General features: G+C 40.8%; 22 protein-coding genes and 1 pseudogene. 13 read left to right on the top strand and 10 right to left on the bottom strand.

The features are described 5' to 3' along the window. Position 1 precedes the first annotated feature (1 nt). Both HCR01_RS18245 and HCR01_RS18240 read right to left on the bottom strand, forming a co-directional pair. Positions 2-607: a DUF2231 domain-containing protein gene (locus HCR01_RS18245; protein ID WP_193197541.1), complete on the bottom strand. Its 606-nt coding sequence runs from the start codon at positions 605-607 to the stop codon at positions 2-4. Next, positions 604-1,101, bottom strand: coding sequence for a DUF2231 domain-containing protein (locus tag HCR01_RS18240; RefSeq protein ID WP_193197540.1), 498 nt, complete (start codon positions 1,099-1,101; stop codon positions 604-606). The genes HCR01_RS18245 and HCR01_RS18240 overlap by 4 nt, the downstream gene beginning before the upstream one ends. Positions 1,102-1,943: 842 nt before the next feature. Between HCR01_RS18240 and HCR01_RS18235 the strand changes: the two genes are divergently transcribed. The 3 genes from HCR01_RS18235 (at position 1,944) to HCR01_RS18225 (ending at position 5,212) form a co-directional block, all read left to right on the top strand. Beyond that, complete coding sequence (locus tag HCR01_RS18235; RefSeq protein WP_193197539.1) at positions 1,944-2,516, top strand: chemotaxis protein CheB; 573 nt, start codon at positions 1,944-1,946, stop codon at positions 2,514-2,516. Between the two features lie 4 nt (positions 2,517-2,520). Further along, a complete protein-coding gene (locus HCR01_RS18230) occupies positions 2,521-4,554 on the top strand; it encodes a response regulator (protein WP_193197538.1) in 2,034 nt (677 codons plus the stop codon). 154 nt (positions 4,555-4,708) lie between these two features. Then, complete coding sequence (locus tag HCR01_RS18225) at positions 4,709-5,212, top strand: GNAT family N-acetyltransferase (RefSeq protein WP_193197537.1); 504 nt, start codon at positions 4,709-4,711, stop codon at positions 5,210-5,212. 89 nt (positions 5,213-5,301) lie between these two features. On the opposite strand, the gene HCR01_RS18220 is transcribed toward HCR01_RS18225, so the two are convergent. From HCR01_RS18220 to HCR01_RS18200, 5 genes are all read right to left on the bottom strand, one after another. Then, positions 5,302-5,544, bottom strand: a complete 243-nt coding sequence (locus HCR01_RS18220; protein ID WP_193197536.1) for a type II toxin-antitoxin system HicB family antitoxin — start codon at positions 5,542-5,544, stop codon at positions 5,302-5,304. Next, the gene (locus HCR01_RS18215; protein WP_193197535.1) at positions 5,528-5,794 is read right to left on the bottom strand and encodes a type II toxin-antitoxin system HicA family toxin; all 267 of its coding nucleotides are present in this window, start codon (positions 5,792-5,794) and stop codon (positions 5,528-5,530) included. Before HCR01_RS18215 ends, HCR01_RS18220 begins: the two co-directional genes overlap by 17 nt. Positions 5,795-5,952: 158 nt before the next feature. Further along, positions 5,953-6,273 carry a DUF5615 family PIN-like protein gene (locus HCR01_RS18210; protein WP_193197534.1) on the bottom strand — a complete coding sequence of 107 codons (321 nt, stop codon included), beginning with the start codon at positions 6,271-6,273 and terminating at the stop codon, positions 5,953-5,955. Positions 6,274-6,473: 200 nt separating this feature from the next. Then, a complete protein-coding gene (locus HCR01_RS18205; protein ID WP_226889421.1) occupies positions 6,474-6,824 on the bottom strand; it encodes a hypothetical protein in 351 nt (116 codons plus the stop codon). 298 nt (positions 6,825-7,122) lie between these two features. Beyond that, the gene (locus HCR01_RS18200; protein WP_193197533.1) at positions 7,123-7,707 is read right to left on the bottom strand and encodes a YdeI/OmpD-associated family protein; all 585 of its coding nucleotides are present in this window, start codon (positions 7,705-7,707) and stop codon (positions 7,123-7,125) included. A gap of 541 nt (positions 7,708-8,248) precedes the next feature. On the opposite strand from HCR01_RS18200, the gene HCR01_RS18195 reads away from it, so the two are divergent. The 7 genes from HCR01_RS18195 to ggt all read left to right on the top strand — a co-directional run bounded on the left by HCR01_RS18195 (position 8,249) and on the right by ggt (position 20,059). Further along, positions 8,249-9,466, top strand: a complete 1,218-nt coding sequence (locus HCR01_RS18195) for an efflux RND transporter periplasmic adaptor subunit (RefSeq protein ID WP_226889420.1) — start codon at positions 8,249-8,251, stop codon at positions 9,464-9,466. A gap of 298 nt (positions 9,467-9,764) precedes the next feature. Continuing rightward, complete coding sequence (gene devC, locus HCR01_RS18190) at positions 9,765-10,988, top strand: ABC transporter permease DevC (protein ID WP_193197532.1); 1,224 nt, start codon at positions 9,765-9,767, stop codon at positions 10,986-10,988. A gap of 48 nt (positions 10,989-11,036) precedes the next feature. After that, positions 11,037-11,714 carry a DevA family ABC transporter ATP-binding protein gene (locus HCR01_RS18185; RefSeq protein ID WP_193197531.1) on the top strand — a complete coding sequence of 226 codons (678 nt, stop codon included), beginning with the start codon at positions 11,037-11,039 and terminating at the stop codon, positions 11,712-11,714. A gap of 215 nt (positions 11,715-11,929) precedes the next feature. After that, complete coding sequence (locus HCR01_RS18180) at positions 11,930-12,295, top strand: hypothetical protein (protein ID WP_193197530.1); 366 nt, start codon at positions 11,930-11,932, stop codon at positions 12,293-12,295. Between the two features lie 433 nt (positions 12,296-12,728). After that, on the top strand, positions 12,729-15,236 hold the full coding sequence (locus HCR01_RS18175) for a bluetail domain-containing putative surface protein (protein WP_193197529.1): 2,508 nt from the start codon (positions 12,729-12,731) through the stop codon (positions 15,234-15,236). Between the two features lie 515 nt (positions 15,237-15,751). Continuing rightward, positions 15,752-18,235, top strand: a complete 2,484-nt coding sequence (locus tag HCR01_RS18170) for a bluetail domain-containing putative surface protein (RefSeq protein WP_193197528.1) — start codon at positions 15,752-15,754, stop codon at positions 18,233-18,235. Between the two features lie 108 nt (positions 18,236-18,343). Further along, positions 18,344-20,059, top strand: coding sequence for a gamma-glutamyltransferase (gene ggt, locus HCR01_RS18165; RefSeq protein ID WP_320073135.1), 1,716 nt, complete (start codon positions 18,344-18,346; stop codon positions 20,057-20,059). Positions 20,060-20,137: 78 nt separating this feature from the next. Here the strand turns inward: ggt and HCR01_RS18160 are convergent, their stop codons facing one another. Then, the gene (locus HCR01_RS18160) at positions 20,138-20,398 is read right to left on the bottom strand and encodes a hypothetical protein (protein ID WP_193197527.1); all 261 of its coding nucleotides are present in this window, start codon (positions 20,396-20,398) and stop codon (positions 20,138-20,140) included. A gap of 372 nt (positions 20,399-20,770) precedes the next feature. Further along, positions 20,771-21,361: a DUF1802 family protein gene (locus HCR01_RS18155; RefSeq protein ID WP_193197526.1), complete on the bottom strand. Its 591-nt coding sequence runs from the start codon at positions 21,359-21,361 to the stop codon at positions 20,771-20,773. 470 nt (positions 21,362-21,831) lie between these two features. On the opposite strand from HCR01_RS18155, the gene HCR01_RS18150 reads away from it, so the two are divergent. The 3 genes and pseudogenes from HCR01_RS18150 (at position 21,832) to HCR01_RS18140 (ending at position 24,658) form a co-directional block, all read left to right on the top strand. After that, positions 21,832-22,398: a L,D-transpeptidase gene (locus tag HCR01_RS18150; RefSeq protein ID WP_226889418.1), complete on the top strand. Its 567-nt coding sequence runs from the start codon at positions 21,832-21,834 to the stop codon at positions 22,396-22,398. A gap of 79 nt (positions 22,399-22,477) precedes the next feature. Then, positions 22,478-23,445: pseudogene (locus tag HCR01_RS18145) on the top strand (aldo/keto reductase). 499 nt (positions 23,446-23,944) lie between these two features. Then, positions 23,945-24,658 (top strand): hypothetical protein, encoded by a 714-nt coding sequence (locus HCR01_RS18140; RefSeq protein WP_193197621.1) that lies wholly within the window; start codon positions 23,945-23,947, stop codon positions 24,656-24,658. 133 nt (positions 24,659-24,791) lie between these two features. Here the strand turns inward: HCR01_RS18140 and HCR01_RS40040 are convergent, their stop codons facing one another. Beyond that, positions 24,792-24,920, bottom strand: a complete 129-nt coding sequence (locus HCR01_RS40040) for a hypothetical protein (RefSeq protein WP_264299919.1) — start codon at positions 24,918-24,920, stop codon at positions 24,792-24,794. Between the last annotated feature and the right edge of the window lie 94 nt (positions 24,921-25,014).

Raw genomic sequence — 25,014 nt, 5'->3', positions numbered from 1 at the left:
ATTATTTGAGTGTTGTATTGAGGTCTTGGCCTAATCGCAGTAAGTTATCTGCGGTATTGTGTATGCCAAATTCGGTAGCCATTTGCGCCCCTAGTGTGCCGTGGACGAACATAATCAACATGACTGTGATCCCTGTGAGCAAATAACTCCACTGCACTTGTTTATCTGCGTTTTTGCCCCAAACGAAGCGCTGCCATCCTCTCCAGACGGTCATGCCAACAATCAGCGCTAATAAAAACACACCACCAACACCGTGCCAAAGCATGGTTTCCATTGCCTGCAATCCCCAGGCACTTTTGATATCAGCGGGTGGTGCTGCTAGCAGCATTTCGTAAAAGCCTGCTGCTACCGTGAAAAATGTAATGATGCTGGAAGCTAACATGTTGTACCAGCCAACATTAAAGAAGTTGTCACGTTCAACGGTAATTGCTAAAAATTTGAAAACCCATTTTTGGAAGGGAAACAAAACACCGACGATATCAAAGGTCACTCCAATAATGAATAGACCTAGGGTAAGATGCACTAAGTTGGGATGAATGGGAATGGTGTAAGGCAATCCATTTGCACCCAGTTGTGCGCTCAATTGATCAATTAGTTCTGAGTTCATGACATACCATTCTTTACTGCTTCCACAACTGGCACTGTGTGCAATCCATATACCCAAACAAGTTCATCACCGAGATATACCTGGAAGCCAACTATTAGGGTCAAAAGTAGCCCTGCTGCCAGATAATAAATCGGTAATTTGTGTGGGTTGCGGGTACGAATTACATAGCGCCATGCTGTAATTGCAGCGATGATTCCAGAAAGCGACCAACCAATGAGTGTGTGCATATTTAGCACTGATTTAGCTAGGTCGTAAGGTTGGGCTAAGCCAGCTTCAAACTGACCAAAAATGACGGCGACGAAGATGGCGATTGTAGCGACAAACATATTCCACCAACTCACCTCAAAAAGATGGGTTTTACCAGTAAAATAACCAACTACATCACAGAAGAAGGAAAACAATACCATCGCAATTACGAAGTGGACAACGATGGGATGAATCGTATCTGGGTAGGGTAAATTATGATCGTTCAAAGACGTAAGATACTCAAACATGGGTTCTCCTGGAAATATATACTGCACCTGGGTCAAATTTTATTGATTGATGAATACTCACTAACATCACCATCAGCATCTATTCCTAGATGACCAGAATTTGTTTAATATCTACCTGGTGCAATCTGCTGAATTTGCTTTTAAAGTAAATAGACCTGTTGCATAAATGCTTAAAGTGTCATGTTGAGCGGAGCGAAACATAGGAGTGAGATTCTTTCCTTCACTACGTTCTGGTCAGAATGAAATTAATAGTTTTCTGACTTTTGCAAGCGGTCTAATGATTGTGGTTGCGATTCATTTTCCTGCGTCGATACTTTGCAACAGCAATTATTGATGTAGCTAAACTAAATCGCTGTCACTTGTTTGATTTGCTTAACCTATCTTTTAGCTTAGGTAAATTTTTGTGAATTGTCAAAAAATTAAAAATTAAAAATTAAAAGTTATTTATTTAGCAAAAGCTAGGTTTTATAATGTATCTGTCTTTGCATTCTTAAAATATTATTAAATGCCAAGGATCTGTGTTTATGTAAACTAGTTCACATTTATAAAATATATATTTGTAATGCCAATAACAAAAATATATACTTTGAAATAGATGGTATAAATGCTAAATCAAGGTAAGTTAGTAATTGTCGAAGGGCTGGCAAGACTTTTCGGTTGAGCCTAAAAATATCCCTTATAGTCTGGCAAAAGGTTAAGGGTTAAAGGGTAAAGGTTTGAATTCATCCTTTACCCTTTAAGCGATAAGCATTGGAGGGACTGGAGAATGCTAAAAGTATTCTATAACCATCGAGTTGCATCAAGATTGCAATCCTGATTCCGCAGGTATGAGGGCTAAACAAGTGTCGTTTAAAATAGTGGTTATTGGGACTTCTTTGGGCGGATTATCTGCACTAAAGATTATTCTGGGAAACTTACCAGCAGACTTTTCAGTGCCGATCGCGATCGTGCAACACCGCCACAAAGAGTCTGACGAGACACTGAATAAATTATTACAAGAGCACACTTTGTTGCCGATTCGAGAAGTGGAAGACAAAGACGAAATAAAGTCAGGGCATGTCTACCTAGCTCCAGCAGATTATCACTTACTAATTGAACCAAATCACTTTGCTCTTTCTACTGATGAGCCTGTTTCTTATGCGCGACCATCGATTGATGTGCTGTTTGAGTCGGCAGCTGATATATACGCTCAGCAAGTCATCGGTGTAATATTGACAGGAGCGAACCAAGATGGTGTTCAAGGTCTGAAAAAAGTGAAAGCGCGGGGAGGACTCACTATTGTTCAAGAACCTGCCACTGCTGAGAGTTGCATTATGCCAGAAGCAGCAATTTCTGCTGTTGCAGTAGACTATATTTTGTCACTCTCAGACATTGCTTCCAAGATAGTTAAGCTTTGTCACTCTATACGGAAATGAAACCATGCAGATGGAACCCAAAGTAAACATCCTCCTAGTTGATGATAAACTGGAAAATTTGCTGGCACTAGAGGCAATCCTGGAAAAATTGGGGGAGAATCTGGTGAGAGCAACTTCTGGGGAAGAAGCTTTGAGGTGTCTGTTACATCAGGACTTTGCGGTGATTTTGCTGGATGTGCAAATGCCAGGGATTGATGGTTTTGAAACTGCTACCTTGATTCGCAATCGGGGGCGATCGCGTCACACTCCAATCATCTTTCTCACCGCCTTTAGCACCAGCGACCAAATGTTGTTTAAAGGCTATGCCCTAGGTGCAGTCGATTATCTGCTCAAACCAATAGACCCGAATATCTTGACTTCTAAAGTCACAGTATTTGTAGAATTATTTAAGAAAACAGAAGCAGTTAAGCGACAAGCTGCTGAACTAGTAGCCGTCAATGCTGAACTTAGGCAAAGTGAAGAACGCTTCCGTTCACTGAGTACCTGTTCACCTATTGGGATTTTTGAGACTGACACTGAAGGGCGCTGTAAATATACTAATCCCCGTTATCAGGCAATTTGTGGACTCAGGCCAGCAGAGAGTCTAGTCAAGAGGTGGCTGGAATCTGTTCATCCAGATGACCGCGAGAAAGCGATCGCCAGCTGGTCTAACTACATTAGTTATGGTCGCGACTACTCTGAAGAATTTCGGTTTAAAAATGCTCATGGCCATATCCGTTGGGTTCAGGTTCGGTCATCACCGATGCTTTCGAGTCAAGGCGAATTGCTGGGGTATGTAGGTACGCTCGAAGATGTTACCGAACGCAAACAAGCCGAAGAAGTCCGCGCTCAAGTAATTCGAGAACAAACAGCAAGGGCGGAAGCAGAAGCGGCAAATCGGATGAAAGATGAGTTTCTTGCCGTTCTCTCCCATGAACTTCGCACACCCCTAACCTCAATGCTGGGTTGGTCAAAAATCCTCCGCTCCAAGAAACTTGACGAAAAAGCAACTGCTCGCGCCCTGGAGGCGATTGAACGCAACGCTACGTCTCAGGTGCAATTGATTGAGGATATTTTGGATGTATCACGGATTATCCGCGGTCAACTGCGGTTAAATATTTGTGCTGTGAATTTGGTAACTGTAACCGAAGCAGCCTTAGAGGCAGTACGTCCCTTAGCAGAGACAAAAGGTATTCAATTAAACACTATCCTGGATACTTCCATAGGATCAGTCTTTGGCGATTCAGCCCGTTTACAACAAGTTGTCTGGAATCTCCTAACTAACGCCATTAAGTTCACTCCTAAAGGTGGCAAGGTAGAAGTTACTTTATCAATGGTCAGTAGTCAGGAAGAATTAACAACTATCAAATCTGCCCAAATTCAAGTTGTTGATACGGGTGTTGGCATCAGCCCAGAATTTTTACCCAAAGTATTTGAGCGGTTCCGACAGGCAGATAGCACGACAACACGATCGCACAATGGACTAGGATTGGGATTAGCGATCGTCCGCCATCTGGTAGAACTGCACAAAGGCACAATCTCGGCTGAAAGTCCAGGTACAGGACAGGGAGCAACCTTTACCGTCAGACTGCCACTGCTACGCGAAAATAGAGGTAGTAGGGATAAACAAACACAGGGAGAAACTTCCTTGCCTGCTGGCTCTACTCCCCTTGCTGGATTAAGAGTTCTAGTTGTAGATGATGAAGCGGATACCCGTAACTTTCTCAGTTTCATGTTTGAAGAGTATGGAGCGATCGCCACTGCGGTAGCATCAGTTGATGAAGCGCTAAAAATCCTAGAACAATCAAAACCAGATGTCTTAATTAGCGACATTGGGATGTCGGATCAAGATGGTTACACGTTGATTCGTCAACTGCGCTCTTTAGAAACAGAAAAAGGCGGATGCATCCCGGCGATCGCTCTAACAGCATACACGCGAGAAGAAGACCGATTAAAAGCCCTTTCAGCAGGGTTTCAGAAGCATCTATCTAAGCCAATTGACCCCACAGAGTTGATTGCTTTAGTTGCCAGCCTTTTAGAACTACCTCAGCTTCCATAAACTGAAATCTTGCACTTCTCCCAACAATCGCTCAGGAATGAATTTCTGAGTTAATGGTTAAAGTCTTATTTTAAGGTGGGAGCCGTAAAATTGCTATTGTTAACGCTGTATTATTTTTAAATATTTTTTCCAGATTTTCTTTGAGACAGTAGCAATGACTATTCGCCACGCCACTGAAACTGACTTGCCTGCAATTGTGGCAATTTATAATGCTGCAATTCCTAGCCGTATGGCAACCGCTGATTTAGAGCCTGTATCTGTAGAAAACCGCTTGGCTTGGTTTAAAGGGCGATCGCCTTCACAACGCCCACTCTGGGTAATCGAAGTAGAAGGAGTAATTGCTGGGTGGCTCAGTTTTCAATCATTTTATGGGCGACCAGCCTATAATACAACTGCCGAAATTAGTATTTACATCGCCTCTGCTTTTCATCGACGTGGTTTAGGACGGCAACTTTTAGCAAAAGCAATTAGTGAAAGTCCTAACTTACGTATAAAGACCCTCGTAGGCTTTATTTTTGCCCATAATCAACCCAGCTTAAAGCTGTTTGAGACATTTGGCTTTCAACATTGGGGGCATTTACCTAAAATCGCAGAACTTGATGAGGTTGAACGGGACTTAGTGATCATGGGACTGCGAATTAATAAATCTATTATTTAATTGTAATTACTCAAATACTTATATCATTTGTTTGATATCTATTAAGCTCCAAATTTATACTTTTCAAGCCTGTTAATAATTCCCTATTCCTAATTCCCAATCCCCAATTCTTTATTCTCTACTATAGATATTAAGCGCCGTCGCGGTTGAGGAATTTGACGCCCTAAATCCTTAGCTACTTCTATCCATTCCTGCATAACAATTTCTACATTTTGCAGTGCTTTTTGATAAGTTTCGCCATCAGCAGCACAGCCTGGTAATTCTGGTACTTCGGCAATAAATGCTGCATCTTCTTCACTCCAATAGAGAATAATTTCATAGTGAGGCATCATTTTTAATTCCTAGCTGATACTTGAGAATCACTGCACGAACTTGCTTAACTTGATAGCTTTTGGCTTTTCCTATTTTGTGTTGTAGGTTTAATATCTCCTCAACACCTTGTTTGACAAAGATGCGGTGATTACCACGAATCCTTTCATCAAAGCCTAAACTATATAAGAGTTGCCACAACTGAGCAAAAGGAATATCTGTATCAGAAGTACCCGATTGGATTTTGGCTAAGAGTTTGTCTTGTTGACTCACGTTTTTTTGACTGTTCTAATATTTCTATCGTCTCATATTTCTTGAAAAAATTGTTATGCGAAGATAAATACGTAGGCGTAGCCAACTGTAGACATCGCCTATTGCAGAAGAGTGGAGCGTTAGTAAAGCTTACCGGAGGTCTCGCTTTATGTAAGCATTCAATTCTCAATTTTGCGAATACGAATATTTGTCGGTGTGATGACAGTAAAAGCTCCCAGCAACTCGTCAGCATGTTCATTTACCGCACGGGTAACAATTTCCGCTTTGCTGATTGTAGATAATCCTGATAATCGAATTAGCACAACACCTGAAGCGATACGGCGTAGACGGAACACTAACTCACCAAAATCTTTATCAGAAGTCAATAATAGCGCTCCTTCCTGATTACCCAAGTCCAGCACTATATCATCAGAAATTCCCGGTTCTATTTCAGCAATGCAATAGTTTGAAGATAAGGTTGTGTTGAGGTAGATAAACACTCTTTTTTAGCCGTAATGAAAGCGTTAACCGCGATTGCCGTTAGTTGACTTGTTTGCAATTCATAGTTTGGGCGGGTTGAGTGACGGGAAGCACTACAACTGAAGGAACTTGTGAACTAGATTGTTTACCCCGCTTTCGATTAGAGCCGCCTGCTTTTGAATACTCCATGCTGTTTCTGCCGTATATAGTACAATACGGTTCAGTTAAGAATAATTGTAGGTTGGGTTGAACGCAGTGAAACCCAACAAAGGCCTGCAAACGTTGGGTTTCGTTCCTCAACCCAACCTACATAATTTAATTTTTTGGGCTTAACTGAACTGTATTGGTATATAGTAGCGATTCCACTAAGCATCCTCTCAGACATTTCCGAGAGTGCTTTGTCCATCTGCCTGATTGTCTTACGAGATTCCTCAAGATTAGACAAAAGCGTATTATGAGTTTCTAGTATGGCACGGGTAGTATCAATTAGGCGGGCGTAAGCTTCAATGGTTAATCCATGCCCTAAATCTAGATGCTCATGAATGGATTTAAGCTGAGCCAGACATAGCAAATGCGTTCCCCGAAATTAAGTAGTGAGCATCTTAAACTAGGAACGAGCTTTTAGTGGGAAAGAAATCAGATTTCATTGAGGCGATCGCCTATTATGGAAGAGTAGAGCGTAAACACCATTAGACATAGCTTGTTGTAAGAGAGTGGTGCGTTAGGTATCGCTTTATCTTCGCATTTTAGAAAAAGAGATATTTAGAATCTTTTACTCTAGGTTTTGACTACTTTATCCGCAGCAACAGTTAAGATTTCATCTATCCAAGCATTTATGCTTTTACCAGCCTTTTTGCTTATTTACGTTGTCATCGTACTAATGGATTCTTATCCTGCGTGGCTGAGCTGATAGTTTGCTCAATTCTTTTCAACCTTGTTTCTGGACGTTTGGCACTTTCAATCCAAAAGAGTATATTCTTTTTGGATGAGTTACTAAATGCCTGAAAATATTTGTTAGCAATTTCGTTTGCTTCTAATGCTTGCTTTAAATCTACTGGAATGATTAACTCTTCTATGGCGTCTAATTTGCTCCAGGAGCTATCTTGTTTAGCAACTTCAATTTTTTTCAAACCAGCATCCGTCATTAAATTTTGTTCGATAAGTTCTTCAATATATTTCTTGTTTAGTTTTGACCATACGCTTTTTGGTTTTCGAGGTGTAAATATTTGCATATAACGTTCTTCATCTAAGGATTTGACTTTACTGTCAATCCAACCAAAGCATAAGGCTTCTTTTACAGCTTCGCTATATTGAACGCTTGGCTTACCACTTTTCACCTTGTAGTAAATGAGCCATATACCAATCGAGGTGTGATGGTTTTTCTCCAACCATTCCCGCCATACTTGGCGATTTGTGGCATAAAGGGTTTCTAGTTGATTATCAAATTTCAGCATAATCCTGACTGGGGATTGGGACTGGGGATTGGGGATTGGGGACTGGGTATTGAGAAAGGAATTATTCCAAGACTTACGCACTCAGATCCCCCAATCCCCTTAAAAAGGGGGCTTTAGAAGTTCCCCCCTTAAAAAGCTACGGTGTACACACATCTCTGTACAAAACCAAAATCGTTGTAGATCCTCCTAAATCCCCCTTCAAAAGGGGGACTTTGAGAGGTTTTTGCCCTGCTTTTGAAGGGGGGTTGGGGGGATCAAAAGCCTGTGGGGCAACTCTAAAAGACTTGTGTGTACACCGTAGCCCTTAAAAAGGGGGGCTAGGGGGGATCTAGGTTTCAGGCTTCAGTGCGTAAGTCCTATATTCTTTTGCTCCCCTGCTCCCAATCTCTTTTACTTGAGAATCGATATTATCATTGCTGATAGTCAGCAATTTTATTCGTGGGAACCTTATAAATACACCTGGAGTCTGTATTTCCCTGTAGACGTTGCCTTTTAGCATGTTTGTGACTTGACGTAAAAATAAAAACATCTACCAAAAGCTATGATGCTCCCATTAGCTATGGTTCAGTTTCAGCAGGGTGTATCTGTCGTACTTCGGCAGTGTGTGAGTTACACAACTATCATCAGTCTTTCCACATTATCTGTCGCCTGTGGTTCCATACAGGCACAAAATAATCCTCGTGATGCTCCGGTACAAACTGAAGTTGCTACCTCCAATCGGGTAGTAGCTTTAGGAAAGTTAGTACCAGAAGGAGACGTGATTAAGATTTCTGTGGTCAATGCTCAAGATAGCCGTGTTAATCAAATCCTGGTAAAAGAAGGTGATTTTGTCAAGGCAAATCAGGTAATTGCCATTCTCCAAGGGCAAAATAAAGCTGAACAACAACTTAGGGATGCTCAAGCAAATGTGACAATTAAGCGATCGCAATTGCTTAAAATTCAACAAGGAGATTTTAAACAGGGAGAAATTGCTGCTCAACGTGCTGCTATTACTGAATTAGAGGCCCGCCTGCGAACTGAAACCAAACAACGACAAGCAACCATCGCCCAAGCCCAAGCAACTATCCGCAATACTCAACTGCAATATCAACGCTATGTGACTTTAACTCAGGAAGGAGCTATCAAGCGCTCTGAGTTAGACGACGCCCAAGAGAAATTTGATCGAGCAAAAGCAGTCCTTTCGCAAAATAAAGCCGAGTTAGACAACACCACATCCACCGTACAGGCACAACTTGCTAAAGAAAAGGCGAATCTCAAGCGATTGCAGGAGGTACGCCCAGTTGATATTGAGATTGCGAAAGCTGAATTAGAGCAAGCCCAAATCCAGGTAGAACAGCAAAAAGCTCAATTAGAAGATTCACAAGTGCGAGTTCCCGTCGCTGGACAGATTTTGCGGCTCAATACCCGTGTTGGAGAACAGGTAAACACCCAAGAGGGAATTGCAGAATTAGGACAAACAAAACAGATGTATGCGATCGCAGAAGTCTACGAAACTGATATCGTCAAAGTACGTCTAGGACAGCAAGCAATAATTAATAGCGAGTACGGCGGCTTTAGTGGCGACATTCAGGGTAAGGTCGATCAAATTGGTTTGCAAATTGGTAAAACCCGCCTCAATCAAGACCAAAATAACCCAACTAACGATGTTAATGCTCGTGTAGTGGAAGTTAAAATCCGCATTGACCCAGAAGATAGTTCAAAAGTAGCCGCTTTAACTGGGATGCAAGTGCGAGTCAAGATTGACGTTGCGGCTTCTTAACGATTAGTAAAATGTGGCGTTGTTGAGTGGAAATATGAATTTTGTTTCACGCAGAGGCGCAGCGAAAAGTTCTGTAGGCGGAGAGAAGTCTGAGCGCCGGCGTCCGGCGATCAGAACTTCGGAGTTTCCCAACCTAGGAAACTTTTCAAGACAGAGTCGCAGAGAGTAAAAGTTTGAGAAAATGAATTTTGGGCTTTGATACTTATTCAACAATATCTCAAATCTTCTCTTTCTACTCTTGGCGTCCTTGGCGGTTCGTTAAAAGGTAATTTGTTACCCAAATCACAAACCTGCAATCATGAAATTTCCCCCGCTAAAATTTTCGTTAGAGACTCCCCTAGCTTGGTCACAGTTGTCTCATCAAAAGATGCGCTTAGCTGTAGCAACCACAGGCGTGTGCTTTGCAAATATTCTCATGTTCACTCAGCTAGGACTCCTAGCAATGCTAACAGAAGGAACAACTAGACTTCATGAAAGCTTAGGAGGAGATTTATTATTAGTATCCTCATATAGTCCTAGTTTACAGTTTAGAATATCTTTTCCACGTGCTTACCTTTATCAAGCAACTGCGGTAGATGGTGTTTCTGCTGTTAGCCCTGTCTATATTAATAGGGCAAATTGGGTAAATCCCAATCAGTTATCTAAGCCGAGTAACTCTAATCAAAAAAGACCTCGCAGGCGCGGTTTCTTTGGTAACGAAGTTAGGATTATTGCTTTCAATCCTGCTCATTCTTCTGTGTTTAAATTACCAGAAGTAAATCAGCAACTAGCAAAATTAACTGCACCAGACGCGGTATTATTTGACCGTTTATCCCAATCTTCTTTAGGCGAAATTCCGCAATCGCTTGCTAAGAAATCAGAGTTAGCAACTATTATGGAAAATCGCCGCACTTATGTAGTTGGACTTTTCAGCATGGGTAGCACCATGAATGATAAAGGGAACGTGATCATGAGTGACTGGAATTACGCTCAGCGCAATGGTCAAGATAGCCTCGACCAAGCGCGGTTGGGAGTAGTTACCCTGGAAAAAGGTGCAAATCTAACCGCAGTCCAAGCAAAATTGCGTCAACGTCTTCCGCCAGAGGTGGAGGTATTTACTCATCAAGAATTAATTCAACGCGAACAGCAATTCTACAGTTCACAGCCAGAGGGGATCATCCTCAAGTTTGGTACGATTGTCGGCTTTGTTGTTGGGGTGATTATTCTTTATCAAGTCCTCTACTCTGATGTTAGCGATCACCTGTCAGAGTATGCCACTCTCAAAGCTATGGGTTATGGCGATCGCTCTCTATTATTAGTAGTACTACAAGAAGCTGTTATTTTGGGTGTAATGGGATTCATCCCCGGCTTTATCGCCTCAGTTGGTATCTATGAATTACTCGTAACACTCACGCGAATTCCCTTGGCGATGAAGGCGAGTGTTGCTATTCAAGTGTTCATCCTAACTATTGTAATGTGTGGCGTTTCCGGTGCGATCGCCACCACTAAACTCCGTTCTGCCGATCCAGCCGATGTATTTTAAGGCTAACGCTACGCGAACGAGCGTCATTACGAATTACGAATTAGTATTATGGAACCAACTGTCGCTGTTAGCAACCTCAATCATGCTTTCGGTCAAGGGGTTTTGCGTAAGCCTGTGCTTAGTGATGTGGATTTGGTCATTTATCCAGGAGAAATTGTCATCCTCACAGGCCCTTCTGGTGGTGGTAAGACAACATTATTGACACTAATTGGCGGATTGCGATCGGTGCAGGATGGAAGTCTGAAAATCCTTGGTCAAGAACTACGGGGTTCTAGCAAAAAGCAGTTAACTCAAGTGCGGAACCAAATCGGGTTTATCTTTCAGCATCACAACTTACTTAAGTGCCTTTCTGCCTATGGTAACGTCCGCATGTCTCTAAAGCTGCATCCAGAAATTCCCAAACAGGAGTATCGACACCGCGCTGTAGCCATGTTAGCAGCTGTAGGATTAGGCGAACTTGTGGATAATTACCCAGACAAATTATCAGGTGGACAAAAGCAACGAGTGGCGATCGCTAGGGCGTTGGTTGCTCAACCCAAATTGGTGCTAGCAGACGAACCTACCTCATCACTAGACAGTAAAACTGGCCGTGATGTCGTTGACATTATTCAACGTCTTGCAAAAGAAGAAGGTTGTTCAGTTCTACTTGTAACTCACGATGTTCGTATTTTAGATATTGCCGATCGCATTGTTCACATGGAAGATGGACGGTTACAAATAAAATGAAAATTAGAAATTTACACAGAAAATTTATACAAACAACAAAATAGTGTCACACGAAATCTGCAAAAGTTAGATTGTTCCTGCTTTAATCATAGAAGCAGTTTCAAGTATTGTTAGCTCTATTATTTCTTGGTTATGTAACCACTTATACGCTAATTAGAAATTCTCTTGTATTGATTTCTTCACTGTTAGCGAATTGAATTATTTATTAAAAACCAATGCTGAAATCAAAAATCAGAAATTTTTTAGATTCTCACTATGGCAACCTCCACCCAACAGTTGATGAATTGTCTGAGTGGTTAAATTCTTCTGAAGTGAAAGATTGGGTTAAATATAAGCTTCAAAATACTTGCCCAGATTGGGAAGTGATGTTTGAGCAATTAAAAACTGAATTTCTTCAAGATATTAATTATCATTGGTGTATTGAAAATAGAAAATACTCTTATGTATGTTTAGGCATAAATCCTAAGAAATGGGTTCTCTGGGTAGCTTTGAGCGAAAACAAAGTTTTTCATACTCCAGATTGTCCTATTACATTTAAGGCTTTTCGAGAAAATAAACGCCAAATGGCAGGTAAGTTTTAAGGTGATTAAACCTCACCTATAAAAGTATAAAGGTGGGAATGGATATAACTTACTTAGAGCTTATTCATCGCTGCATGGAAGTTGTGTAGGGAAGCGATCGCTTTCATATCTGTATTTTCTATCTAGAAATAAAATTATAAATTACCTGAAGTTGGGTAGAGAAGCGATCGCTTTCATCATTTAAACCCCACAGTAGAATATATTACCACATCTTGTGCATCTATCTTTAGGGTGAATTTGATATTTTTGTATTGCTCACAAAACTATCCTCAAGGTAGAGCAAATCAATTTAACCTGAGTATGAAAATGACTTTACTTCATGACACTTGGTTATATTAATCACTTTAATTTGTTGCAATAGATTAATTGTTAAACAGAGTAATTTAACACTTGGTACAATCAACAACTATCTCTAATACACTTAATACAACTAATGGCATCAACTACAACTTATACTTACGATGACTTCGGCAACCTCATCTCCGAGAAGATTGACGACAATAGTGATGGGATAACCGATTCTGTTATCAACTATAACGTCATATATAGTACCTTTGACCTTTACCCTATTAATGTTTATACCTACGATGCTAAAGAAAACCGGATATCCGCAGGCTATGACAATGATAACGACGGTATAGCTGATGATGTATTTTATACTGCTATCTACGATGCCAACAACAATCTAACATCCGTTTATGATCGCAACAGCACGCCTGAACGAATCACTTATACTTATGATACCGACGGCAACCTCACATCAGAAAGTAAGAGTGGGTATGCCACTACTATTTATACTTACGATGCCAACGGCAATCGCACATCCGAAAGTACAGACAACGATGACGACGGCGTAGCTGATGATTTAGTCTACACAGCTATTTACAATGCTAATAGCCAACTAACATCAAGGCTCAGTGGCAATGGTGATTATAAGACCACTTGTGCTTATGATGCTAATGGTAGACTGATATCCAGAAGTAATGTTTACAAAGACGGTAGCAATTTTGAGGAAAATACTACTTCTTATACTTACGATGTCAACGGCAATTTGATATCTGAATTTAATGACTATGAAGATGGCAGAGGTGATAATATCACCATCTATACCTACGATGCCGACGGTAATCAAACCTCCAAAAATACTAAATACTACGATGCCGCGGGTAATCTTGATCAAGGAAGCTTCACTACTTATACTTATGACGCCGACGGCAACCGCACATCCGCAAGAGTTGACACCAATGGCGACGGCAAAGCTGACAGTGTAACCACTTATACTTATGATGTCAACGGGAACCAGACATTATATACCGAAGACTATAATGGCGACGGCAAGCTTGATCTAGTTCATACTTTTACCTATGATGCTTACGGCAACCGATTATCCGAAAGCTATGACGACGATAACGACGGCAAAACTGAAGTTTTTGCCAACTACACCTATGATGCCAACGGCAACCGGACATACGCAGGCTTTGACAACAATGGCGATGGCAAACCTGACGTTATTTACACCTATGCCTATGATGCCTACGGTCGATTAATATCTCTAATCTCTAACTACGATGTCAACAATACTTTTAATGGTAGCGATACTTATAGCGCCACTTATACCTACGATGCCTACGGTAATTTAACATCCGCTATTGGTGTCTTCGGCGTGCCTGAAAATACCGCTATCTATGGTCGAATAAGCAAAAGTGATGACAACAATAATGATAGCTTTACTGATGGATTTACCACTTACAGTTATGGCGCTAACGGCAGGCTGATATCTGAGCAAACTGACAATAATAATGATGGCATCACTGATGCACTCACCACTTACAGCTATGATGCTACTGGCAAGCTAATAACCAAGAACTTTGACGCCAGCAACGATGGCATTGTTGATGTACTCACTATCTACAACTACAATACCAGTGACAAGCTGATATCTGAGCAGACTGACAATAATAATGATGGCGTCACTGACGCACTTACCACTTACAGCTACGATGCTAAAGGTAATCTGACAACCAAAAACTTTGATAATGGTAACGACGGCATCATTGACGCATTCACTACCTACAACTACGATGCTGACGGCAAGCTGATATCTGAGCAGACAGACAACAATAATGATGGCGTTACTGATACTGTTGTCAGTTATATCTATGATATAGATGTATACCCCGTAATAACTGCGCGTTATGAGTACGCTCAAGTTCGCAAGAGTCAACTTGTCGCGAAGATTGTTAATAATGACAATCCAGTGCCGGATTTGCTTCTCAACGGTGGCAATGGTAATGATGAACTGATTGGGGATGCTGGCAATGACAAAATTTCTGGTGGCAACGGTAACGATGAACTTTTAGGATTAGCGGGATCTGACTACATCTCTGGTGGTAACGGTAGTGATGATGTGGTGGGATTTGATGGTGATGACATACTTTACGGTGGCAACGGTGATGACCAACTCTCAGGATTTGACGGTAATGATAAACTATCGGGTGACAGTGGTAATGATACACTCATTAGCGGTGCTGGTGCAGATATCCTAATTGGTGGTAATGGTCGTGATACGTTTGTGTTTGAGTCACTGAGTGATTCGTTGCTGTCCAATTTTGATGTGATTAAAGACTTCAAGATTGGTGTAGATACTATCGATGCACCATTAGCTGTAAGCGCTGCGAATATTATCCAATTTGGTACTATTAATGCTCTGACTGAAGCGAAAATTCAAGGTTTATTGAACACAACTACTTTTGTAGCCAATCAGGCGGCAACATTTAGTGTGAGTATGAGTACAAGTACTAGTCAGCGGAGGTTCTTGGCTCTCAACGATTCAACAAATGGATTTAACGCTACCACTGATGCCATCATTGAAATTACTGGTTGGACAAGTAATGTAGAGACTTCTTTAGATGGTAATTTAGGTGTGCTGTCAATTGTTTAAACTGAGTTAAGTTAGTTCGACTGAAGGTCATTAGACTTGTTAAACGTCTATGTCATCTAATTGAAAAAACACGGAATTAGATTCTGTAATTTACAAAAAAGCCTGTTAAAAGCAGGCTATTATATGTTTACATATAGTTAAATACAGGCAAACTAATAATTAATAAGCATTAAATCCTATTTGCAATTTTGAAATTGATATGCATTGTTAAAGTTTATAAATTGTTTTTATAGAAGTTGGGTAGAGAAGCGATCGCTTTCATGATCTATATCTCTGCGGTCACATATAATAATCCTATATTTTATACATCTATTGGCAGTAATAAAATTAGTTTGTCTCATTACAAAATATATTTCTTAAGATAGATGTGATTAAAAATTTTATTTTCTCAATGCCTTGTAGAGCATAATTAGTTACATCAACGGCTCAATTTATTGCCATATATTAATTCGTCAACAGAGTAATTTATCACTCGTTAGAATCAGTAGTGGTATCTATACTACGGAGATAAATTAATGGCTTCTACTACAACTTATACTTACGATGCCTTTGGCAACCTCATCTCTGAAAGGATTGATAGCAATAGTGATGGAATAGCAGACTCAGTTATCACCTATGACCTCATACTCAGCAGTAGCGATTATGATAGTGACGGTACGGCTAACAATGTCACTACTCGTTCTTATGATGCCAAAGGCAAGCCGATATCCGTAAACGAAGATAATGATGGTGATGGTATTGCTGACAAAATCTACACTTACACCTATGATGCCAAAGGCAACTTGACGTTATATAAGAACTCTAATAGTGACGGCACAGTTGACTACGTGTCAAATTATACTTATGATGCCAAGGGCAATCTGATAAATGTAAGCTCCGACTCAATTTTTAGCGGCAAACAAGTCACCACTTATACCTATGATGTTAAAAGCAACCTAACATCTGTAAGCGAGGACTACGATCGCGAGGGCGCGGTTGATTCTATAATTTCCTATACCTACGATGCAAACAGTAGATTGCTCGATAGCCCCAACCCTGGTGCTGCCTCTACTGCCACCTACGATGCCAACGGTAGTCTAACATCTAGCTCCTTTACCGACGCCGGGGGTCTTACTTTCTTCACCTATGCCTACGATGTCAACGGCAGATTGGCAACCCGAAAATCCGAAGAAACTTACAGGTATGGCTTTGACGTAACTGTGTCTAACTATAGCTATGATACCGAAGGCAATCTGACATCTATCAACTCCATAGTCGATGTAGACAATGGCAGCTTTACAACTGAGACTGTCTCTACTTATAGCTATGATGCTGACGGCAATTTGATATCCTCTAGCAGTGAATACGTTTCACGCAACTTCTCTGCTGCTATTGGTAAAAATGTTAGTACCTATACTTACGATGCAGAAGGCAACCGCACATCTGAAAGCTATAGTCAAGACAACGATGGTGACGGCAAAGTTGACTATGTTAGCACTTATACTTACGATGCTAAAGGCAACCTGACATCTTCTAGCACTGACTCTAATGGCGACGGCAAATTTGATTCTGTCTTTACTTCTACCTACAATGCCGATAGCAACCTGACATCTGAAAGCAGAGACGAAAATGGCGACGGCAAAACTGACTCTCTAACCACCTATACCTACAATACAGAAGGCGATCGCACATCCGAAAGCACTGATTCTAATGGCGACGGCAAAATTGACTCTCTAACCACCTATACTTACGATGCTGAGGGCAACCTGACATCTGAAAGCAGAGACTCTAATAGTGACGGCAAAATTGATTATGTTGTTAACACTATCTACGATCGCATAACTACAACTGAAGATACTGACGGCGACGGCACAGCTGATGCATTGACTACCTACAGCTACAATGCCGAAGGCAAGCGAATATCTGATCAGACTGACAACAATCAAGATGGGATTATTGATGCAGTCACTACCTACAGTTACAATACCAGCGGTAAACTGACAACCAAGAACTTTGACGCAGGTAATGACGGCATCATCGATACACTAACTACCTACAGCTACAATTCCAGCGATAAGCTAATATCTGAAGAGTTCGACAGCAGAATTGATGGACTCAGTGACACCCTCACCACGTACAGTTACAATGCCTTGGGTAATCTGGCAACTAAGACTGTTGACGCTGGAATTGTAGACGGTATTCTTGTCTCAGTTACTACCTACAACTACGATACTAGTGGCAAGCTGATATCTGAGGAGATTGACGATAATAATGATGGTGTCACTGATACGCTTGTTAGTTATATCTATGGTGACAAAGGTAAACTCGTATCCAAAACCATTGATGATAATGCAGTAGAGGGTTTGACCCTTAACAGTGGCAGTGGTAACGATGAAGTAATTGGTGATGCTGGCAATGATAAAATCTCTGGTGGCGACGGTAAAGATGAACTCTTGGGATTAGCTGGCAATGACACAATTTATGGTGGCGACGGTAATGATGATTTAGTGGGATTTGATGGCTATGACCAACTTTTTGGTGGCAAAGGTGATGATCAACTCTTAGGATTCGACGGCAATGACCAACTCAATGGCGGTTACGGTAGTGATACCCTCATCGGCGGTGCTGGTGGAGACATATTAACTGGCGGTAATCGTAGTGATACCTTTGTGTTTGAGTCTTTGAGTGATTCATTGCTGTCTAATTTTGATGTAATTAAAGACCTCAAGATTGGTGTAGATATCATCGATGCACCTCGTGCCGTAAATGCCTTAGATGTTGAACAATTTGGTGCTATTAGTAGTCTGACTGAGGCTAGAATCCAAGACTTCTTGAACACAACTACTTTTGTGGCTAATAAAGCAGCGACATTCAGTGTGGGTGAACCTGCGGGTTATTATTCTAGTCTGCGGACGTTCTTAGCTATTAATGATTCTACCAATGGATTTGACGCTAAAACTGACGCCATCATTGAAATTACTGGTTACAGCGGTAATTTAGGTGCGCTGTCAATTGTTTAACCTGAGTTAGCTAAATTTGGCTGAAGGTAATTAGAATTGTCGAAAAATTTTACGTCTGCTCAAATTAGACGTTTACATCCATCTACGATCGCCTTAGTTACTAACTCCATACAAGGGGCGATCGCTTTTTTTTCTTTTAGCGTTCTTATTTATAGTCAAGTCGCATCAGCAGGCTTGACTTTACCCCTACGCACCAAAAAAGGAATGGTGGTTTCGGCTCATCCCTTAGCCAGTGAAGCAGGAATTTCGATGTTACGTAAGGGTGGAAATGCAATTGATGCGGCTGTAGCCACAACCTTTGCTATTTCTGTAGTTGAGCCTTTTTCGGCGGGAATCGGCGGCGGTGGCTTTTTGTTGATGCATTCAGAGAAAACTGGCGAAATGAAAGCCTTAGATTTTCGGGAACGCGCACCCCTGAAAGCTACAAGAAATATGTATCTGGATGCACAAGGTAAGGTGCGTCCGAATGCAAGTGTAAATGGTTATTTAGCGGTGGCGACACCGGGAACCGTAGCCGGACTTTATGAAGTCCATCGTCGCTATGGTAAACTGTCTTGGCAAGAGGTAGTAAAACCTGCGATCGCTCTGGCTAAGGATGGCTTTATCCTCAGTCCTGAAGTTACTTGGCGTTCGATCCCAGAATATAACAATCGCAAGCAGGCAATTCTCAACAATCCAGCGGCGCGAGAAATTTTCACTCGCAACGACGAATTATATCAACCAGGGGAGAAGCTAGTGCAGCGTGACTTAGGACGCACATTAGTAACAATTGCCCAAAATCCCCAAAGCTTTTATACCGGAAATATTGCTCAGGCGATCGCTTCCGATATGGCAAAAAACGGTGGTTTAATTACTCTAGAAGACCTTAAAGCCTATAAACCAATCTGGCGGACTCCCGTTTGTGGGAATTTCCGCAAAGCTAAAATTTGTTCAATGCCACCACCATCATCAGGAGGCATTCACCTATTGCAGATATTAAATATTATTGGTGACACTGATTTAAAATCTTTAGGTTGGCATCATCCCGATGCTCTACATTTGATGGTAGAAGCGATGAAAATTGCTTACAGCGATCGCTCGCAATATTTAGGCGATCCAGATTTTGTCAAAATCCCTGTACAAGAACTGCTCAGTCCAGCATACGCCAAAAAACGCCGTCAAGAAATTAATATGAAACTGGCTAGACCCTCGACCGAGATCAAGCCAGGACTCAATACAATTCCCAATTCAAAATCTTCTGAATCTACTCAAACCAGTCACCTTACCGTTGTGGACGAACAACGTAATGCCGTGAGTTTGACTTTCACGATTAACTTGGGATTTGGAGCTGGTGTGGTGACACCAGGAACCGGGATTGTTCTCAACAACGAGATGGATGATTTTGCAGCTGCACCAGGAGTGCCTAACGCTTTTGGTTTGGTTGGCAACGATGCCAACAGCATTGCACCTCGCAAAACTCCCTTATCCAGCATGACTCCCACAATTGTCACAGAAAATGGACGCCTCCGCATGGCAGTCGGTACACCTGGAGGTAGCACCATCATCACCCAAGTCTTGCAAGTTATCCTGAATGTGCTGGAATACAATATGAATGTCGGTGCTGCGATTTCTGTCCCACGCATACATCATCAATGGCTTCCAGATGGGTTGCGCTCAGAATCCTGGAGTTTGGATGCTCTAACTCTGCAAGACTTACGCCGTCGAGGACATAATATCAAGGAAACTCCTCCTTGGGGTAATGTTAATGCGATCGCTGTAACAACAGATGGAACTTTAGAAGGAGCGGCTGATCCCCGTGGTGAAGGCTCCCCCAGAGGGTGGTGAGGAGGAGGGGAGCAGAGGGGCAGAGGAGCACAAGGGGAATAAATACTGACTTTTGACCTTTGACCCCTTAACTCCTAACTACTGATTTTGAACTGTTGACTCTGCGAAGCTGCTACCAAATTCATTTGCCCGTGCGCTATGTACTAATGTCCAGCCAGCTTTGAGAAGTTTTTGGTAAGTTGCCCAGCCTTTAGAACCGCCTGGTATTTGATAATCTGGTACTGCAAATTGCCCAAAAGCTGTGTAGGGACGCCAAGGTTGATTGGGTGCTATCTGCAAATGCAAGATTTTCTCTCCATCGCTGCCAAACTTAGATAACCAGCACATTTGTCGATGCATTGCAAACTCCTTTGCTTTTCTCTGATAAGGCATAATGCCAGACTTTTGTCAAGGCTAACCTCACCCTTGTGGGGGACTTTTTTACCTGAAGTCTTAGGTAAGCAAGATTAAGCACTATCTAAATAAGGATAATTACTTAACATGTCAACCCCATAAAGGCAGTTGATAGTAGGACACAAAGATAAACAGTCTTTACCTTTTACCTAGGTCAAGATTCCTCTAATGTTATCCGCGGTTTTTGCAATTGTATGTATCAACAACTACTATTTAAGCTGAGGTTTGCAATCCAAATATTTGTTGTTCTGGTTACATTAGTGCAGATTCTAGAAGTTACTTATGCAGTTGCGTCAAATCCAAAATCTGCACTTGGCGTTAGAGGGATGGAGCATACAACTTGTCGCCGACAATCCCGCGAATTGTCTCTACTAATTGGGTGTATGCAAAGTCAGACAAGACAGGTTTTGCACCTTCTATCTGAATCGATTGCTCTAAATCAATCCATGATTTGCAGCCACCGTACTCAGAGCGATAAGGAATTTCTTGCTCTTGGGGTAGTTTGTAAGCCCGCAGGAGGAGAATATATAGAGGTTGACGTGGTTTCCATTTGAGGCGATCGCTAATAAAATGCTCGTTCCAAATATGGAAAGGGAGTAAAGCGTCAACAATAGACTCGTTACTGACTGGCAAAATATCAGTAATTTCAGCCCAACTACCGATGCGAATTGTTTCTGGATGCCAACCTGATGTTACTGGATAGACAAAATTAGCATACTCAGCTTTGAGCATGAAAGCTTGTTGATGTTCATAAGTAGGGTAAAGCAAAATCTGCTCATGAGCAACTTGGAAACGTCCACTCCGTTCATGGATACCACCTTTACGGAGCAACATAATTGTTTTGCCACTTTCTAGGGCATTTACGGCAACTGCCCATTCTTTGAGAGCGTGGATAGTGGTTGCTTGCATAGGTATTCACTTAGCAGTGTTTTAATCATAGGTTAACATCTGGTGTGTTGACTATCGCCCACACTATTGCTACTTAATGATAGGAAATTAGCAATATTCTTAGTTTAATTATCTCTATAAATAATTCTGCTACTTTTCTATTATTTAATCAAAAATAAAATGATTAAATTCATACTATAACAATTTTATTAAAAAAATATGTAAGTATTTTAAAAAATAAATTAGTCTAGATGAAAGCTGTATTAAACATTACAAAATTATGAAATCAACTATACTCTAGACAGACGAAACGAAAAATCAACAAAGTTAAATTTTAAGATAAATGTCTATATGCAAGTTTTAAACTTCTGATTCACATCGTTAATTGTGTTCAGAAGTAGAACAATAGTTGGGCTAACAATAAATTGCTGATCAATTTAAGAGTCTTCAAGCTTTTAACTCAGGAAATATCGATGAGGAGAAACTCACAAATGTTTCTACCACTGAAATACAGCCATATCCAAATGTTAAAGCAATCATTCAAATTAGTTACTTTCACTTGTATATTTGTATTAAATTCTTATCCAGCAATACCATTAGTTTCTGAACTAACAGTTACTTCCTACACTTCATCCAAAAAATTAATTGCTAATAATTCAAATAATTTACCTCTTCATCTCAAGATTAGTCTTAGCGATCGCCAAGTAACCCTCTATCGAGGAAAAACCCAAATGAAAAGTTATCCAATAGCAGTAGGACGCCAAGGCTGGGAAACTCCAACAGGTAATTTCCAAGTACTTAATATGTTGAAAAAACCTGCTTGGATAAACCCTTTCACCGAAAAAGCCATACCTGGAGGACACGCTCAAAATCCTCTTGGTAACTACTGGATTGGATTTTGGACAGATGGTAACAATTGGGTTGGCTTTCATGGTACTCCTAATCCTGATTCAGTGGGCAAAGCCGTCTCACATGGTTGTATTCGGATGTACAACCAGGATATTCAGGAATTATTCCATCAGGTGGATTTAGGAACACCCGTGACTGTAGAACCATAGCTGAGGTAATGTCTTCATTTACATCTGTCTACTTGAGCTGCGTAAGATGAAGAAGGAATTATCAACTCAGAATTTAAGCATGGAAAAGCGATCGCTAGGTAAATCAGATGTGCAAATCACACCCATTCTGATGGGAACTTGGCAAGCTGGTAAAAAAATGTGGGTGGGAATTGAGGATGCTGACTCAATTAAAACTATCCGAGCAGCTTATGAGGCTGGGATCACCACAATTGATACTGCTGAAGTTTATGGTGAAGGGCATTCTGAGCGCATTATAGCCGAAGCTTTATCTGATGATCTGATGTGCGCGATCGCGTGGAATATGCCACAAAAGTTTTCGCTAACCATCTAAAGTATGATCAAGTAATTGCAGCTTGTGAGCGCTCCCTAACAAACCTCAAAACCGATTACATCGACCTTTACCAAATTCATTGGCCCTCCGGCGCTTTCAATAGTGAAATAGTACCTATTGAGGAAACTATGGGCGCTCTAACTCTACTCAAAGATCAAGGTAAAATTCGAGCAATTGGTGTTTCTAATTTTTCTCGCGTCCAATTGGCAGAAGCCTCAAAGTATCGACGTATTGATAGTTTACAACCACCCTATTCTTTGTTTTGGAGACAGATAGAAAAGGATGCAATGCCTTATTGTATAGAAAACAATATTTCTATCCTGGCTTATTCGCCTTTAGCCCAGGGATTGCTGACAGGCAAATTTGAGTCTGGTCACAAATTTGACCCAGCAGATAACCGTGCTAAAAATAAGCTATTTCAAGGCGAAAACTTTGAACGTGCCCAACAAGCTTTAGAAAAACTGCGTCCTATAGCTGACCGTCATAATTGTACCTTGGCCCAGTTGGCATTAGCGTGGTTAATTGCCCAACCTCAAGCAAATGCCATCGCTGGGGCGCGTTATCCCGAACAAGCAACAGCAAACGCACTAGCCGCTGAGGTTAAACTTTCTACTGCTGAACTGACAGAAATTGATGCCATTGGACGCATCGTTACAGACCATTTTGATGATAGTCCAATCATGTGGAATTGGTAAATTGACTTGTTGTTTTGCACAGTATGTGACATCCATATTGCAAAATCCAACAAAACGTCAACTTTAGTAAACTTAGGGTTGCAACTCACCAACTAAGTGATAACTTAAATAGTAGGACACCAAACAAGGAAAAACCAAACTAAATGGGTAAATGACCTGGTGTCTCCCGTCAGCAACCCAAGCAAATCTCAGCATATCAATGATGTGCAAGTGGCCAAAAGCCTAATTTAAAAGGCAAAGCCAAATCCCAAAGCGGAAAAACGCAAGAATGCTGGATTTGTGAGTTTAATGTCCACCTTAGTTGTTAACTCTCGATTGCTTACAAAGTTTAATCACTTGAAAATTCTAAATCCGAGAAAACCTGGTCAATCCTGACTAGGTTTTTGGCTTTTTAGGATGTTTTTTATTATTTTTTACGTTCTAAATCTAAATAAAACTCTTGGGCAATTTTCCAGCAGGGAATACAATAGGACAGCAACATTTCCTGGTGGAGAGTTTAATGAAAAATTATAGCTTTTTCAAGAGAATTACTACAGCTACTATCATAGCTATCCTTTCTTTTGCCTGTGAACCAACTGTTAGCAGAAAAACAGAGCAAGCGAAGGCCACTGACAAATCTAAACCACAACAAAATATTGTCTATGGCGAATTAATTATTAAAGAACAATCAGATTATTTGATGATTCCAGTTAGTCTAAAAGATATAAATAAAGAAAGGGATAATTATTTGAATTCTTCAGGTTACTCTGAAAGAAATAGCAATTTGTTTAATATCATCTTCTATCATAAACAAGATGCTGAAACTCATCTTCTGTTAAATAAAAAAGCAATCATAACTTCCTTCGATTTATTGGAAGTAAAAGCAACAGGCAGACCACCCACCAGATTGTGGTTGTATAAAATCCTTGACCAAGATACAAACGCAGATAATAAACTAAACAACGAAGATGGCATTATTGGCTATCTTTCTGATTTGTCAGGTAAGAATCTCCAGCAAATTACTCCAAATAACACCCAAATCATCAATTGGGTTGTTATTCCCAGCCAAAACGCAATTATTTTAAAAACTCTCAAAGATTCTGATAACAATAAAAAATTTACAGAGGCAGACAAGACAAATTTTATTAGAGTTAATCTGGATAAACCTGGTATAGGAACTGAGATTATTAGTGAGCAAATAGAGCAAGAAGTTAAGTCGTACTTTCTTAAATAAACCTTTTACAAAAATCTAAACACTGTCTTGGAAAGTTCAGATGCTTAGAAACCGACCCTCCGACTTTGCATAGACGAACATCAATACAGTAATAGAACAGTACAGTAATAGAACAGTAATAGAAGAACCTTACTCAGCTAATTGCGCGATCGCACCTCTCATCTCTGTTACCTGTCATTGAATGTTCGCCTTTAGTATAACTGGCGGGCATTTCATCCCCCATCTCCAAAAACTCCACAAAGATGTTATGAAAGCTTGACATTATCCGAGATCTGAACCAGCGTCAATGATCAAAATGTCATAAAACCATAACATTTTGATCCCGAAAGAACTGATAAATTCGTGAAACGAACAAA

Origin of the sequence: Nostoc sp. MG11, assembly GCF_014904695.1 — a bacterium.
Lineage (GTDB): Bacteria > Cyanobacteriota > Cyanobacteriia > Cyanobacteriales > Nostocaceae > Komarekiella.
The sequence above is the reverse complement of the archived record's forward strand: the minus strand, read 5'-3'. Positions and strand labels throughout refer to the sequence as shown.

What these genes read in the sequence shown, in the direction of transcription:
- HCR01_RS18220 (WP_193197536.1), bottom strand. Translation starts at nt 5,544, where the DNA reads ATGATGCCTCACTATGAAATTATTCTCTATTGGAGTGAAGAAGATGCA.
- devC (WP_193197532.1), top strand. Translation starts at nt 9,765, where the DNA reads ATGAAATTTCCCCCGCTAAAATTTTCGTTAGAGACTCCCCTAGCTTGG.
- HCR01_RS18230 (WP_193197538.1), top strand. Translation starts at nt 2,521, where the DNA reads ATGCAGATGGAACCCAAAGTAAACATCCTCCTAGTTGATGATAAACTG.
- HCR01_RS18140 (WP_193197621.1), top strand. Translation starts at nt 23,945, where the DNA reads ATGAAAAATTATAGCTTTTTCAAGAGAATTACTACAGCTACTATCATA.
- HCR01_RS40040 (WP_264299919.1), bottom strand. Translation starts at nt 24,920, where the DNA reads ATGTCAAGCTTTCATAACATCTTTGTGGAGTTTTTGGAGATGGGGGAT.
- HCR01_RS18200 (WP_193197533.1), bottom strand. Translation starts at nt 7,707, where the DNA reads ATGCTGAAATTTGATAATCAACTAGAAACCCTTTATGCCACAAATCGC.
- HCR01_RS18185 (WP_193197531.1), top strand. Translation starts at nt 11,037, where the DNA reads ATGGAACCAACTGTCGCTGTTAGCAACCTCAATCATGCTTTCGGTCAA.
- HCR01_RS18195 (WP_226889420.1), top strand. Translation starts at nt 8,249, where the DNA reads ATGATGCTCCCATTAGCTATGGTTCAGTTTCAGCAGGGTGTATCTGTC.
- HCR01_RS18225 (WP_193197537.1), top strand. Translation starts at nt 4,709, where the DNA reads ATGACTATTCGCCACGCCACTGAAACTGACTTGCCTGCAATTGTGGCA.
- HCR01_RS18155 (WP_193197526.1), bottom strand. Translation starts at nt 21,361, where the DNA reads ATGCAAGCAACCACTATCCACGCTCTCAAAGAATGGGCAGTTGCCGTA.
- HCR01_RS18175 (WP_193197529.1), top strand. Translation starts at nt 12,729, where the DNA reads ATGGCATCAACTACAACTTATACTTACGATGACTTCGGCAACCTCATC.
- HCR01_RS18240 (WP_193197540.1), bottom strand. Translation starts at nt 1,101, where the DNA reads ATGTTTGAGTATCTTACGTCTTTGAACGATCATAATTTACCCTACCCA.
- HCR01_RS18170 (WP_193197528.1), top strand. Translation starts at nt 15,752, where the DNA reads ATGGCTTCTACTACAACTTATACTTACGATGCCTTTGGCAACCTCATC.
- HCR01_RS18180 (WP_193197530.1), top strand. Translation starts at nt 11,930, where the DNA reads ATGCTGAAATCAAAAATCAGAAATTTTTTAGATTCTCACTATGGCAAC.
- HCR01_RS18150 (WP_226889418.1), top strand. Translation starts at nt 21,832, where the DNA reads ATGTTTCTACCACTGAAATACAGCCATATCCAAATGTTAAAGCAATCA.
- HCR01_RS18245 (WP_193197541.1), bottom strand. Translation starts at nt 607, where the DNA reads ATGAACTCAGAACTAATTGATCAATTGAGCGCACAACTGGGTGCAAAT.
- HCR01_RS18160 (WP_193197527.1), bottom strand. Translation starts at nt 20,398, where the DNA reads ATGCATCGACAAATGTGCTGGTTATCTAAGTTTGGCAGCGATGGAGAG.